This is a genomic window from Acidovorax sp. SRI_002, from assembly GCF_057586455.1.
In genome coordinates, this window is sequence record NZ_JBYCZW010000003.1 from 187300 (window position 1) to 200045 (window position 12746).

General features: G+C 64.7%; 12 protein-coding genes. 4 read left to right on the forward strand and 8 right to left on the reverse strand.

Annotation, left to right across the window (positions count from 1 at the left end; genetic code table 11):
- Positions 1-9: 9 nt before the first annotated feature.
- Positions 10-429 (reverse strand): BLUF domain-containing protein, encoded by a 420-nt coding sequence (locus AC2YJX_RS09005; RefSeq protein ID WP_055398776.1) that lies wholly within the window; start codon positions 427-429, stop codon positions 10-12.
- 224 nt (positions 430-653) lie between these two features.
- Here AC2YJX_RS09005 and AC2YJX_RS09010 point away from each other — a divergent pair, with 224 nt between their 5' ends.
- Positions 654-1742 (forward strand): sensor domain-containing diguanylate cyclase, encoded by a 1089-nt coding sequence (locus tag AC2YJX_RS09010; protein WP_055398778.1) that lies wholly within the window; start codon positions 654-656, stop codon positions 1740-1742.
- 15 nt (positions 1743-1757) lie between these two features.
- On the opposite strand, the gene AC2YJX_RS09015 is transcribed toward AC2YJX_RS09010, so the two are convergent.
- Entirely contained in the window at positions 1758-2582 is an 825-nt protein-coding gene (locus tag AC2YJX_RS09015; RefSeq protein ID WP_487255837.1) for an EAL domain-containing protein, read from the reverse strand.
- Between the two features lie 119 nt (positions 2583-2701).
- Positions 2702-3844, reverse strand: coding sequence for a hypothetical protein (locus AC2YJX_RS09020; RefSeq protein WP_487255838.1), 1143 nt, complete (start codon positions 3842-3844; stop codon positions 2702-2704).
- A 207-nt stretch (positions 3845-4051) separates the two neighbouring features.
- On the opposite strand from AC2YJX_RS09020, the gene AC2YJX_RS09025 reads away from it, so the two are divergent.
- The gene (locus tag AC2YJX_RS09025) at positions 4052-4699 is read left to right on the forward strand and encodes a hypothetical protein (RefSeq protein ID WP_487255839.1); all 648 of its coding nucleotides are present in this window, start codon (positions 4052-4054) and stop codon (positions 4697-4699) included.
- 3 nt (positions 4700-4702) lie between these two features.
- Here AC2YJX_RS09025 and AC2YJX_RS09030 read toward each other — a convergent pair whose 3' ends face one another.
- The 3 genes from AC2YJX_RS09030 to AC2YJX_RS09040 form a co-directional block, all read right to left on the reverse strand.
- The gene (locus AC2YJX_RS09030) at positions 4703-5185 is read right to left on the reverse strand and encodes a hypothetical protein (protein WP_487255840.1); all 483 of its coding nucleotides are present in this window, start codon (positions 5183-5185) and stop codon (positions 4703-4705) included.
- 272 nt (positions 5186-5457) lie between these two features.
- A complete protein-coding gene (locus AC2YJX_RS09035; protein WP_487255841.1) occupies positions 5458-6858 on the reverse strand; it encodes an SH3 domain-containing protein in 1401 nt (466 codons plus the stop codon).
- A gap of 105 nt (positions 6859-6963) precedes the next feature.
- A complete protein-coding gene (locus AC2YJX_RS09040) occupies positions 6964-8604 on the reverse strand; it encodes an argininosuccinate lyase (protein ID WP_487255842.1) in 1641 nt (546 codons plus the stop codon).
- 176 nt (positions 8605-8780) lie between these two features.
- Between AC2YJX_RS09040 and AC2YJX_RS09045 the strand changes: the two genes are divergently transcribed.
- Together AC2YJX_RS09045 and AC2YJX_RS09050 are read left to right on the forward strand one after the other, a co-directional pair.
- Positions 8781-9773, forward strand: a complete 993-nt coding sequence (locus AC2YJX_RS09045; protein ID WP_255577872.1) for a LysR family transcriptional regulator — start codon at positions 8781-8783, stop codon at positions 9771-9773.
- A 150-nt stretch (positions 9774-9923) separates the two neighbouring features.
- Complete coding sequence (locus AC2YJX_RS09050) at positions 9924-10235, forward strand: hypothetical protein (RefSeq protein WP_147433788.1); 312 nt, start codon at positions 9924-9926, stop codon at positions 10233-10235.
- Between the two features lie 64 nt (positions 10236-10299).
- On the opposite strand, the gene trhP is transcribed toward AC2YJX_RS09050, so the two are convergent.
- Both trhP and ttcA read right to left on the reverse strand, forming a co-directional pair.
- Entirely contained in the window at positions 10300-11739 is a 1440-nt protein-coding gene (gene trhP / locus AC2YJX_RS09055; RefSeq protein WP_487255843.1) for a prephenate-dependent tRNA uridine(34) hydroxylase TrhP, read from the reverse strand.
- Between the two features lie 36 nt (positions 11740-11775).
- Complete coding sequence (gene ttcA, locus AC2YJX_RS09060; protein ID WP_487255844.1) at positions 11776-12711, reverse strand: tRNA 2-thiocytidine(32) synthetase TtcA; 936 nt, start codon at positions 12709-12711, stop codon at positions 11776-11778.
- Positions 12712-12746: the final 35 nt, after the last annotated feature.

Sequence of the window (12746 nt, forward strand, 5' to 3'; positions counted from 1 at the left end):
GTAGCCAGGTCATTCCAGCCAGCGTACGTTCTGCAGAATCTCGTCGAAGAAACTGCGCAAGGTGACTGCAGACATGCTGTAGGGATCGAAATCTGCAGTCCCTGAGTATTTCAGGAACAGCTGGCGATTGGATTCGAGTGACGCAATCAGCCCCATCGACCAGCCGGTGAAGCGCCGGCAAGGAATTTCGCTCATGTCCAGGACCGCCGTGTCGCGGTGGCGGCCGTCTTTCAGCAAGCGGTGGTACAGCGCGTTGACTGCAGCCCGGTCACCTTCGAGCAGCTGCAGAAAGATGCCGTTGTTCAGGCACAGGGCGCCCGTGATCCCGGCGCGGGTGTTGTTGCGCTGCGAGGCCCCCAAAATGTCCTTGACGTCTGCAGGCCCCAGCACACGCGAAGACCGGCTCGCGTAGATCAGTTGTATCAACATGTGTGTCTCCAAAACGCCGAGTGTGTCAGCGCTGGCCTTGCCCGGTGGCCCGCTCGGAAAAAACCCCTTAAAACCCATCGCCGAATTCCGCCCGAAGGGACTTCAAACGGACTTCGAATACCCAGGATGGGGCATGGGTGGAGGGTCTTTGCGCGCAAGAGCACCGCAGCCAGAGGGGATCGTGTAACTTTCGGTAGCTCAACTCGGTACCCGGTACGACACCCATGACGGAATTGCCGCCTCCCCTGCCTGCCGACGACGCCCGGATACAGGCGGCGCTCACCGACACGCTGCGGTTGGCTGCGGTGCGCGAAACCGGCTTGCTCGACAGCATCGCCGAAGAGAGCTTTGACCGATTGACCCGGCTGGCCTCCACGATCACTGGCGCTCCAGTCACCTTCATCTCGTTGCTCGACGCGCACCGCGACTTCTACAAAAGCACATTTGGCATGGGCGAGCCGTTGAGCACGCTGCGACAGCTCACCGGGCGGACGTTCTGCCACTACTCCATGGTGTCTGACGGGCCCCTGGTGCTGGAAGATGCCACGCAGTTGCCCGTGTTCCGCGACGTGCCCACCGTGGCCTCGCTGGGGGTGCGCGCCTACGCAGGCATCCCCCTGAAAACCGAAGCGGGCGAGGTTCTGGGCAGCTTTTGTGCGGTGGATTTCAAGGCCAAGCAGTGGACGGAAAAGGACATCGAAATCCTGGTCGAACTGGCCCACTCCACGATGCGCGAGATCCGGCTGCGCCGGGCATTGCGCGACGCCGAGGTGCTCAACCAGCAGCTGGTCGAACAAATCCAGAAGGTGGACGCACTGAACCTGGCGCTCAACGAGCTGGCCCGGACCGACCCGCTCACCGGCCTGCGCAACCGGCGCGCATTTGACGACAGCCTGGAGCTGGAACTGGCCGTGGTGGAGCGCACGCAGTCGCCCCTGAGCCTGCTCATGCTGGACGTGGACCATTTCAAGCAGATCAACGACAACTTCGGCCATGAGGCTGGCGACAAGGTGCTGCGGTCCATCGCGCAGGTGCTCAGCGGCTGCGTCAGGATCATCGACATCGTGGCCAGGGTGGGCGGCGAGGAGTTTGCCGTGATCCTGCCCCACACGGATGCACAGGGCGCCCACGAAGTCGCCCAGCGCATGCGTGTTGCGGTGGCCCAGGCGGGCTGGCTGAGCCAGCCCACCACCATCAGCATTGGTGCGGCCAGCTTGCGGGATGCAGAGAGCGCGTGCAGCCTCTTTGCACGGGCGGATGCAGCGCTGTACGCCGCCAAGAAATCCGGGCGAAACCGCGTGGTGACGGCGTAAATCGCCTGAGGGTGTTCAGCGCGATGCGCTGCCGTACGCCGAAGCGTCCACCATGGCCACCGAACGAAAAGCCGGCTTGGCAAACAGATAGCCCTGCATCAGGTGTATCCCCACATCGAACAGAAAGTCACGCTCGGCCGGTGTCTCGATGCCTTCGGCGACGACCTTGATGTTCATTTCCTCGCACAGCCGCACAAGACTGCGCACGATGGCCTGGCGGGCGCGGTTGGCATCCACGTTGCGGATCAGGTCCATGTCGATCTTGATGATGTCGGGCTGAAAATCCGACAGCAGCTTCATGCCCGCATAGCCTGCACCGAAGTCGTCAATGGCAGTCTGGAAACCGCAGCGCTTGTACTCGCGCAGGATCTGGGCAAACCAGGGGCCGTCTTCAATGCGCTCGCCCTCGGTCACCTCAAAGATGATCTGAGAAAGCGGAAAGCCGTGCGCCCTGGCAGCCTCCAGGGTCGTGCGGATGCACACCTCGGGTTTGTAGATCGCATTGGGCAGGAAATTGATCGACACCGGCTGCGCCAGCCCCAGCTCTGCCGCGCCCTTGATGGCTTTGACCCGGCAGGCCTGGTCAAAGCGGTAGCGGTTGTGGTCGTTGACCTGCGCCAACACGGTCATCGCGCCCTCGCCACCAGGCCCCCTCACCAGTGCTTCGTGCGCAAACACCACACGGCGCTCCACGTCCACGATGGGCTGGTACGCGTAGTCAAACTGAAACCCCAGCCCCACGGCCTTGCCGCAATCCTCGCAGTCCTTCGGAGTGCCGTCCAACGGGACGAAACCGACGGGGAAAGAGGCATTGGTCGGGGAGAGGGGAAGCACGCGCATGGCCAGGATTCTCCGTTCGATTCACCAAACAAGGGGGTTGGGCTGGATTTGACCTCACACAGGCCACTGCTTGCAAATGACCTGTGTGCAAAGAGCTTGATTGGCACCCCGCATTGCCATTAAGCGCTGGACGCCGGGCCCACCGGTTCGGGCGGCAGCACGCCGCGCATTGCCAGGCAAAACGGTTGCACACATTCAGCCCGCGCGGCATAGGGGCAGCCCACCGTTTCGCACAGGCCGGATGCGCCATTGCGCGCACGCTCATCCTCACGCGGCACCTGGCCGCTGGCCTGCAGCACGGCCATCTGCGTCCACGGGTCCAGACGGCCCGTGGCCTGCTGGAGCATGTCGCGGCCGTACACCGTGGCGGCCAGTTGCGGCTGCAGGTCCAGCACCAGCAGCGCACTGGTGCGCGGTGCGGCGGCGTCCATGCCCTGCAACACCAAAGCCATCACGCCCGACTGCAGCGGCTGGCCGCCCCCGGCAAACGGCACCTGCAGCGCGCCGCCTGCAGCACTGGCGTTTGCGCTGGCCTGTGCTGCGGCTGCACCGGTCGCTGGCGACGCCTGCGTCGCCAGCCATGGCACCGGTGCACGCAAGGTCAGCGCCAGCCCGCGCGGCCCCTCGGGTGTCAACACCACGCCCTGACGTACCAGCCAGGTCTGCAGCGGCGGCTGGTCGGCATCCAGCGCCCCACTCTCCAGCGCCTGCGCCATGCCAATGGGCCAGGGCTGCGCGGCCACTACGCGCTGCGGCACCCCGGCCTGGGCCGTGACCTGCGCCACGAGCGCGCTCACCAAACGCTGCAGCGGCGCACCCAGCCCCGTGGCAGGCCAGTCAGCGCCTGACAACGACGCCGCCGAAGGGGTGGACACGGCGGGTGCCGACGTTGGCGCCCCCGCGGGAAGTGGGGGCGGCGCCAGCGGCGTTAACGGCCCACGCGGCGCAGGTCCCGCCTTCACCCCTGAAGCGGCAGCATGGCCCGCTACTTCGCGCCGTGGGTCAAAACCCGCGCCCAACTGCTCGCGCGCCTGGGCTGAAATGCTGGCCTTGTCGGCCGGTGCGGGCAAAGGCCCAGCGGGGGGGCTGGGCGAGGTGGTTGTGGGCGGCGGCGCGCTCGGGTCGGCCGTGGGCAGCGGTGCGGGCGCAGGCGTGGGTTTGTCCAGCCCCAGCAGTGCGCTCTGCCGCTGCAGCGCCGCCTCGGCCAGAAACTGGGCCACGGGCGGAAGCGCGTTGCGGGAGGGGTCGATGGGGAGGGACATACCGTACGTGCAAAGGGATGCCCGATTCTGTAGCGATTCCGCCAGTGTGAACAGGGCGCGCTGCCCACAGCACGGCAGTTCATTAATACGCTATCAAATACATAGCATTTAATACAATACAGTAAAGCGCCAGCGGCCTATTTGATTCAAAATCTTATCGCCCGCCTGCCTGCCCGACGCCAGCACCCCGTGGTTGCAGACCCCGCCATGCCCCAGCACCCCACCCTCCCGTTGTCCGACAACACGCCAGGCCCCAGACCAGCGCCTCACCGCTGGGTCGCACCCGCCCTGCTGGGCGCGGTGGCGGGATTTCTGCTGTTCAGCGCGTGGATCTTTTCACCGGGCTGGGAGCGCGCATTCCGCTCCGACAACTCGCCCGCATCGTGGCTATCGAGCGCGCTGCTGCTCACGCTGTGCGTCACCGCGCTGCGCCTCACGGCCGAACGCTGTCTGCCCTGGCGGCTGGGTGTGTGGCTGGTGCTGGCCTTTGGCGCGCTGGCGCTGGACGAACAGTTCATGCTGCACGAGCTGTGGAAGTTCCGCTGCCACGAATGGATGGATGCATGCCGCTGGAGCGCCGTGCGCGAGGTGCCGATGCTGGCGGTGCCCTTGGTGGGGTTGGTCACGCTGGCCCGGCTGCACCGGGCACTGAGCCACCGCAGCACCCGTGCCCTGCTGTGGGCGGGATTCGCGGTGGGGTTGGCGGCAATTGGCGTGGACCAGTGGCCGGAGGTACAGCCGCATGCGCCCACGCTGCCGGAGTTGCCTGTGCTGCTGGCCACGCTGGAGGAAGCGCTGGAAGTGGTGGCAGAGGCGCTGGTGTTGGCGGCGTTGTTGCGGCAACCGAAAGCCTAGGCCCTACCCTCGGGTTATTCGCGCCCGAACCATATCTTCCACACGCTCTCTCACGACAAACCGAACAATCCGTGACTGGATACTTCCCTGAAGTGCCATACCTGCAAAGACCGGGACAGCTGGTTTCCCAAGACTGCGCGAAATCGCGAAAACAGGTCCACCGCTAAAACCTGAAAACGTTGATAGTGGCGGAGGATTCGGCACAGTCAGCTGGTGAATCCAAGGGCTCTGAGCAGGTCCGATGTAGTTGGCCTCTAGAGTGACAAGCCCTTCCACAACCTCTCCGCGGTCGTAGTCCATATAGGTATGGTCATTAGGAAAGCCCAGCACTCTAAATGGCGAGATCTCTCGGTAGCTCATCCAATCTCGCTCACTGTGGTCAAGGGGAAGAATGGGTGTTTCTCCCAAATCTCTCCCCAGCTTCTGCAGGTTGAGTTCAATTACTGCAATGTCGAAATGGTCCTCGCCGTAGGCTTCGAGGGGCATGTAGAAAACATCAATCAGCTCGAACAGGCGGCCCTTTGGACTGGCGACACACAACGGAGAAAGATCCTCGTATGGGCGAAGTCCGTGCCGTGTAGTGACCAAAAAGCACCTTCGGTTCAAACCGACAAGAAACGAACTTGCCCAAACACGGTGGGGGACTTCCTCGATTCCTGTCTCGGCGACTAGAGGACGGACACAAGACGCCAGGCTTTTACTCAGGATCATTGCGCTGCGGCTTGATTCGTTCTAACACTCACCTTTTGCAGAGTGCCTCACGTGCACTCCTCATCCACCCAGTGCCCCGCCCGGAACCACTGGCCGCCGATATTGAGGTACCAGCGCCATTCAAAGATCGGCTCGAAGCTCATGCCGCCGGGCGAAGGGGTGTCGATGCGCAGGATGTCCGCCACGCCGTCACGGTCCAGGTCGATCTCGTGCACCAGCACGGCAGTGCTCTTGCGCTGGGGCTTGTCCCGGATGGGGGGGTCGGCGGGCTGCATCCAGCTCGTGGCGTATCGCCGGGTCTTCACCTTCACCGCGTCAGGCGGCAGCTTTCCGGGCAGCACCAGGCGGGTCAGCACCTCGGCACTGTCGGACAGCTTGGCATAGCCGCGCACGGGCTGGGCTTCTTCGCCAGGGTCGTTGAACCCACGGCCGGGGTAGTGGCCGCCGCAGTAATGGTCTTCGTTGCTGATGTCCCAATAGCGCTGGCGCACGGTGTGGGCCCCCACCAGGCCCTGGTGGGTGATGGCATAAAGGGTCAGCGCAGGGGCAAAGGCCTGGTCGGCAGAGCCCACGTCCCAGAAGCCGGTGATGTATTCGATTTCAGGCCCATTGTGGCGGTTGAACCGGCCCACGGGCGCCCCGGTAGGAATGACGCTGATGCGGGCGCCCGCCACGGCAGCCAGGCCGTCGGCATCGGTCTCATGCAGCAGGGCCACGCTGGTGTGGCTGCGAAAGTACGACGGGGCAATCGTCGGCAAGGTCGGCTTGGCGGCCAAAGGGGTCACGGCGGGAATGTGGTCCACGGCACGGGTGGCCAGCTTCAGGTCGTCCAGCGGGTTGACGGGGCGGTCCCGGTCGATCTCCTGCTCGGGCCGCAGCACCACGCCAGCGCGCATGAGCTTCTTGGCAGCTTCCCACTCAGCTCGGGTGGGGTACTGCACCGGCATTTCATGTGCGTGGCTCTTGACCAGCGCGGGCAGCTGCAGGGCTGGCGGACGCGGCAGAGCGTTGCCGTAAGCGCGCAGGCGGTTGGGTGACGGCGCAACCCAAAAGGCGCGGGCCGCGTCCTTGCCCGCCTGGGCCAGGGTGAGGGGCTGGTCGGCCAGCAAATTGCAGGCGATGTGAGCCTGGAGCGGCTCTGCCAGCGGGGTCCCCAGGCGGGCATCGCCCGTATAGAGCACTGCACACCAGCCGTCGCGCTCGGTGAGCTGTTGCAGCACGGTGTTGGCGGGTACTTGGGCGACGATGCGGGCCTGGGATTGAGCCGACTCGCGCAGGTTGACCCACGAGCCTTGCACATAGCGCTGCTTGGCGGGTGCTACAGCCGGGGCCGGGGCCTGGGCCCACGCACTGGCGCCCGTCAGCGCGGCAACCGCCGCAGCCGCCATGGCGACCGCTAACGCGGCGGGAACTCGGAAGCGTTGCTGGGCTTTCGATGTCGTGCTCATGTGTGTTGACTCCCTTCGCGATGGGCGTGAGTATCGCCCGCCCGGGAGACCCACTCCGGTCGGGCCCTTCGGCCTGTCTGAAGCACACAGCCCGCGAGCCCACACTCAAGGCAACGACTTCACACCCTCAAACGCCGCATTCAAGGCAGCCTCAGCCGCCAGCAGCCGCTGCCGCGCTTCGCCCGACCACACGCGGTCTTTGGCTAGGGTGTCCTTGGCAACGGTCGCCATGCGCGTGACCTCCTGCGGCTGCGGCCCGCCTGCGCCGGTGCGTGTGGTCACCATGTCTGCGGGCGACAAAGCGCGGCGGAATGCGGCTTCACCCAGCGGCAGGCGCTGGTCCTTGAGGTCGTATTTCTTGCCCGCTTCGCGGTAGATGCGCACGGCTTCGGCGTACGGAAAATCCTTGGGGCGAATGTTGCGCTCCTTGGCAAACAGCACCACATCCGACGCAAAGTGGTGCCCCACCCGGAACGGCACGCCATGGCTGCGTTGCAGCGCTTCGGCCAGCTCCATCGAGGTGGTCCACTCGGATTCGAGTTCGTCCAACGCGCGTGCGGGGTCGATGCGCAATGAGTCCAGCACATCGGCAAACTGCTGCAGCATCTCCACGCCCTGCACAAAGGTCTTGGCGCTGGTCGGGCTCCAGGTGTTCTTGTAGTCGATCATGCCGGGCGTCACGTTATGCGCCCGCCACAGTGACGCCTGGGCTGAGGCCACCACATCGCTGGCCTTGGCCCGCGTGTTCTGGATGATGCCGGGGTTGGCCTTTTGCGGCATGGCGCTGCTGGTGTAGGTCTTGCCGCTGGCCAGCAGCAGCCAAGGCCGCGTCTGGTGGTACTGGGTGTGCACATCCTGCATGAACGCGCCTACGCGGATGGCGGTGGAGCTGGCGATGGACGTGGCCTCGATGGGGATGTCGTAGGTGCTGATCTGCCCCGCGTCCAGCGAGTTCACAATGAGACCGTCGAACCCCAGCAACTGCGCCAGGCGCTCGCGGTTGATGCCCCAGCTGGAGTTGGACAGCACCGCCGTGCCCATGGGGCTGAGGTTGATGCGGGCGTAGGCCTCGCGAATGCGCGCCGAGTCGCGCGCGAACGAGTCGGCCCAGGCCATCAGGTAGTGCCCATAGCTGATGGGCATGGCCTGCACGCCATTGGTGTAGGCGGGCACATAGGTGGCGGTGTGGGCCTGCGCCGTGTTGATGAGCCGTGCGCGCACCTGGTCCAGCGCATCGGCAAAGTCCAGCATCTCCAGGCGCAACTGCGCGGCATTCAAGGTGGAATGGATGTCCTGGCGGCTGCGCCCGGTGTGGATCAGCGTTGCCTCGGGGCCCACGGCATCCGTGATGATCTTCTCGACCTGCAGCACATCGGTGGGGCGCTTGCCACCAGGCGTAGCGGCCTGGGTGATCGAATGCTCAACGCCGCGCGCGATGCGGCCGGCCTGGGCCTTGGGGATGATGCCTTGCTCCATATTCACCACGGTCGATGCCATGTTGATACGGCCGAACCAGTAGAACGTGTCTTGCGACTTTGCCAAGGCGCTGGTGGCGTCCCCTTTGACCACCCCCTGGATCTTGGCCACCTGCGCCTGGCACTCGGCCGTGGTCTTGCACGCGGTGTCGAGGGTATCGGCGGCGTTGGCCTGGCCCATGGCGAAGATGGCCGCCATCACCGGGGCGATGAGGAAACGGGACGGGCGCGAAGTGATCTCGCCCAAGGTGGGGCGCTGCAATGACGGCATGAAGTTTTGTCTCCTGAGTTCCTGCGCACTGGCTTGCACACGGTGCGGGAATAAGATTCGTTAGTTGAATGAACCCCGGGCAGGCTTGCGTCCACCTGAAGGCACGCGATCGTTGCACAGCAGTCACCACAGGGCCAATGCTTCTTTTTCAACAAGATTCAAATTTTGAATACCCCATGCCAGACCTGACGCCCTCCGTCCTGTTCAATCGCATCCTGGGCCGTGTGCGCCTCAAGCACCTGCAGTTGGCGATTGCGATTGCCGATTTGCAAAGCCTGCACCGCGCGGCCTCTGCCATTGGCCTGAGCCAGCCCGCAGCGACGCATGCGCTGGCGGAGCTGGAGAGTTCTATGGGCGGCGCCCTCTTTGAAAGGCACGCCAAGGGCATGCGCCTGACCCGCCTGGGGGAGGCGGTTCTGCCACTGCTGCGCGCTTCGCTGGTGCCCCTGCAAGCGGCTGCTGGCAATGCGGCGCTGATGCAGCAAGGGGCCGCGTCCGCGCTGATCCGCATCGGCAGCATCGCGGCGGGCATCAACGGGTTGCTGACGGCCGCCATTCCGGCCTACTGCGCCCTGCACCCGAGCGCCGCCATCGATGTTCACGAAGTCACCATCGACAACCTGCTGGAGAGCATCCAGGAAGGAACCCTGGACCTGGCGATCTGCCGCGAACCGACCCCGCTGCCGCAGGGGTTCGAGTTTCACGCCGCGCTGCCGGATGAATTCGTCATCGCTTGCCGCCCTGAGCACCCTTTGGCGCAACAGGCAATCGTCACGTCCGCCGAGCTGCTGTCACAACGCTGGCTGAGCCCACCACTCACAGGGCTGGGCCCACAACAGGTGGATAGCCTGTTCGACGATTTAGGCGGGGTGCCGGAACTGTGTCGCGTGTCGAGCCGCTCGACGGAAATCATCTACGCCATGCTGGCGGACAGCGACATGCTCGTCTGCGTGCCAGCGAGCCTTGTGCGGCCCTTGGTGCGGCGCAAAAATCTGGCCGTCTTGTCGTGGAAACCCCAGGACGTGAGCCCTCTGGGTGTGTTGGTGAAAGCGGCGGTGTGGGCGGATAGCTCACATCCCTGTCGTGCATTCATCGAGCATGTGCTCGGTGTGCTTGACGTGTTGGCCATCGGCAAAGAGCCCGAGCCTGGCGCGATGTGCCCCGGCTGAACACGGGCAGGCGATTGCACGCCAGGGCAATTACTTCTATTTTGATAGCAACAAATCCAATACAGTAAAGCGCTAGCAGGTAATTTACCAAAAACCCGCCCCCCCCCGAAGCCCGACCCCACCACCGCGCCACCTTGTGGCGCCCTCACCATGCCAGCGCCTACCCCGTTGAACCTACCCGCCAAGATTTCGATCGCCGCGCTCGCGGTGCTGGGTCTGCTGGGCGGATCGCTGATCGTGGCCCACGCAGGCTTTGCGACATCACCACGGCGCGGCGGGCCGTCCACCTTCGTACCGGCGCCCGAGGCCTACATCCTGTCTGCGGTGATGTATGCGATGTCTTTCCTTGCGCTCTGGGTCTTGCTGCGAGACCGCCAAGCATCCAAGGCCACCACCCTGGCGGCAATGGGCGCCTACGGCGTCATGGCCTGGGCCACGGTGCATGTCATAGTCGCCTGGTAGGCCGTCCAATCTGCTCACACAACGGCAGCAGCCAACGGACAGCAAACAGGAGCGCCCTGGCAGGCTATGCAGCCAGGGCAGGCTCGGCAGCCGCTGGTGCAAGCGGTTGCGCTTCGATCACGCGCGCCAGCAAGGCCCCGCTGTAGCGCGCAGGCAGCGCAATCCACACACGCACGGGGCTGCCCTGGGCTACGTTGACCGGCTGGCCTTCGACATTGCGCATCTCCTGCAGCCGTACGGTGATATTCCCACTCGGGTGGACCACCTCAATCAGGTCTCCCACCGCAAAGTGGTTCTTCGTCTCCACCTGCACCCAGTCCCCTTGCAAGCCCACATCGGCCTGACCCTCTGCACCCAGCACCTCGCCCACATACTGGCTGCGCTGCGTGGCCGAGTGGCCGTTGATGTAGTTCTGGTAGTCGTTGCTAGGGCGGCGCTCCAGCAGGCCGCCGGTGTAGCCGCGGTTGGACAGGCCCTCCAGCTCGATCAGCAGCTCGGGGTTGAAGGGGCGGCCCGCCACGGCGTCGTCGATGGCGCGGCGGTAGACCTGGGCGGTGCGGGCCACGTAGTACAGGCTCTTGGTGCGGCCTTCGATCTTGAGCGAGTCCACGCCGATCTGCGCCAGGCGCGCCACGTGCTCCACCGCGCGCAGGTCCTTGCTGTTCATGATGTACGTGCCGTGCTCGTCTTCCATGATGGGCATCATCTGCCCGGGGCGGCCGGCCTCTTCGATCAGGTAGACCTTGTCGGCCTTGGGGTGGCGCTGGCCGTTGCCGGTGGTGGAGAACGACTGCTCGGCCTTTTGCTGCGCGGCCTCGAAGTTGAAGTCGCCTTCCATCTTCTGCGCAATGGCTTCGCCCGTGGTGGGGTCGATGTCGGCGTCGTGCGTGGCGTAGTTCCAGCGGCAGGCGTTGGTGCAGGTGCCCTGGTTGGGGTCGCGGTGGTTGAAGTAGCCGCTGAGCAGGCAGCGGCCCGAATACGCAATGCACAGCGCGCCGTGCACGAACACTTCCAGCTCCATGTCGGGGCATTCCTGGCGGATTTTTTCGATCTCGTCCAGGCTGAGTTCGCGCGAGAGGATGATGCGCTCCACACCCATCTTCTGCCAGAACTTCACGGCCGCCCAGTTGGTGGTGTTGGCCTGCACCGAGAGGTGCACCACCTGCTCGGGCCATTTTTCCTTGACCATCATGATCAGTCCCGCGTCGGCCATGATGAGGGCGTCGGGCTTGCAGTCGATGACGGGTTCGATGTCGCGCAGGTAGGTGCGGATCTTGTCGTTGTGCGCAATCAGGTTGCTGGTCACAAAGAACTTCTTGCCGCGTGCGTGCGCCTCGTCAATGCCCTGGCGGATCTGCTCCAGGCGGAACTCGTTGTTGCGCGCGCGCAGGCTGTAGCGCGGCTGCCCGGCGTACACCGCGTCGGCACCAAAGTCATAGGCGGCGCGCATCTTGTCGAGCGAGCCGGCGGGCAGGAGCAGTTCGGGGGCTTTGAGGGTGGTCATGGGGTGGCCCTGTCTAAAAATCGTCAGAGGTCAGGTTCAGCGCGGCATCAGGGGCAGGCCCGCGAGCATGCCCACGGCCTGCGCAGGAAGTTCTTCGGCATCAAACGCCTTGTCGCCATCGGCATCCGCCACGCCGTTGGGCACCAGGCCCTTGAAGTCAAACTGGCGCGTATCCATGAAGTGCGAGGGCACCAGGTTGCGCAGCGCCACGGCCATGTTCTCGATGCGGCCGGGGTAGAGCTGCTGCCAGTCGCGCAGCATCTGGCCGATCTGCTTGCGCTGCAGGTTCTCCTGGCTGCCGCACAGGGTGCAGGGGATGATGGGGAAGCTGCGGATCTCGGCCCAGCGCGTCAGGTCGTCCTCGGCCACATAGGCCAGGGGGCGGATGATGAGGTGGTCGCCCCGGTCGCTCTGCACCTTGGGCGGCATGCCCTTGAGCTTGCCGCCGAAGAACATGTTGAGGAAGAACGTCTGCAGCATGTCGTCACGGTGGTGGCCGAGCGCTATTTTTGTGCAGCCCAGCTCGTCCGCCACGCGGTACAAAATGCCCCGGCGCAGGCGGCTGCACAGGCTGCACATGGTTTTGCCTTCGGGGATGTGCTCCTTGACGACGCTGTAGGTGTCCTGCGTTTCGATGTGGAAGGGAACGCCCACCTGGGTCAGGTATTCAGGCAGCACACGGGCCGGAAAGCCGGGCTGCTTCTGGTCGAGGTTGACGGCGATCAGCTCGAACTTGTGGCCGTTGCGGTGCTGCAGCATACGCAGCACGTCGAGCAGGCCGTAGCTGTCCTTGCCGCCCGACACGCACACCATCACCTTGTCACCGTCTTCGATGAGGCCGAAGTCAGTGATGGCCTCCGCGACCTGGCGCACCAGGCGCTTTTCGAGCTTGAGCGCGGCGTGGGCGGCGGCTTTTTGAGCAGCATCGTCGGCAGGTGCCGTGTCGGCGGGCAAGATAGCGTTGTCGATCATGGTGGGCTGCCTGGAACGGCACTGCGTTGCTGCAC

Excerpts from the sequence above, each read along its gene's own strand:
- AC2YJX_RS09005 (WP_055398776.1), bottom strand. The coding sequence starts at position 429 with ATGTTGATACAACTGATCTACGCGAGCCGGTCTTCGCGTGTGCTGGGG.
- AC2YJX_RS09010 (WP_055398778.1), top strand. The coding sequence starts at position 654 with ATGACGGAATTGCCGCCTCCCCTGCCTGCCGACGACGCCCGGATACAG.
- AC2YJX_RS09015 (WP_487255837.1), bottom strand. The coding sequence starts at position 2,582 with ATGCGCGTGCTTCCCCTCTCCCCGACCAATGCCTCTTTCCCCGTCGGT.
- AC2YJX_RS09020 (WP_487255838.1), bottom strand. The coding sequence starts at position 3,844 with ATGTCCCTCCCCATCGACCCCTCCCGCAACGCGCTTCCGCCCGTGGCC.
- AC2YJX_RS09025 (WP_487255839.1), top strand. The coding sequence starts at position 4,052 with ATGCCCCAGCACCCCACCCTCCCGTTGTCCGACAACACGCCAGGCCCC.
- AC2YJX_RS09030 (WP_487255840.1), bottom strand. The coding sequence starts at position 5,185 with ATGCCCCTCGAAGCCTACGGCGAGGACCATTTCGACATTGCAGTAATT.
- AC2YJX_RS09035 (WP_487255841.1), bottom strand. The coding sequence starts at position 6,858 with ATGAGCACGACATCGAAAGCCCAGCAACGCTTCCGAGTTCCCGCCGCG.
- AC2YJX_RS09040 (WP_487255842.1), bottom strand. The coding sequence starts at position 8,604 with ATGCCGTCATTGCAGCGCCCCACCTTGGGCGAGATCACTTCGCGCCCG.
- AC2YJX_RS09045 (WP_255577872.1), top strand. The coding sequence starts at position 8,781 with ATGCCAGACCTGACGCCCTCCGTCCTGTTCAATCGCATCCTGGGCCGT.
- AC2YJX_RS09050 (WP_147433788.1), top strand. The coding sequence starts at position 9,924 with ATGCCAGCGCCTACCCCGTTGAACCTACCCGCCAAGATTTCGATCGCC.
- trhP (WP_487255843.1), bottom strand. The coding sequence starts at position 11,739 with ATGACCACCCTCAAAGCCCCCGAACTGCTCCTGCCCGCCGGCTCGCTC.
- ttcA (WP_487255844.1), bottom strand. The coding sequence starts at position 12,711 with ATGATCGACAACGCTATCTTGCCCGCCGACACGGCACCTGCCGACGAT.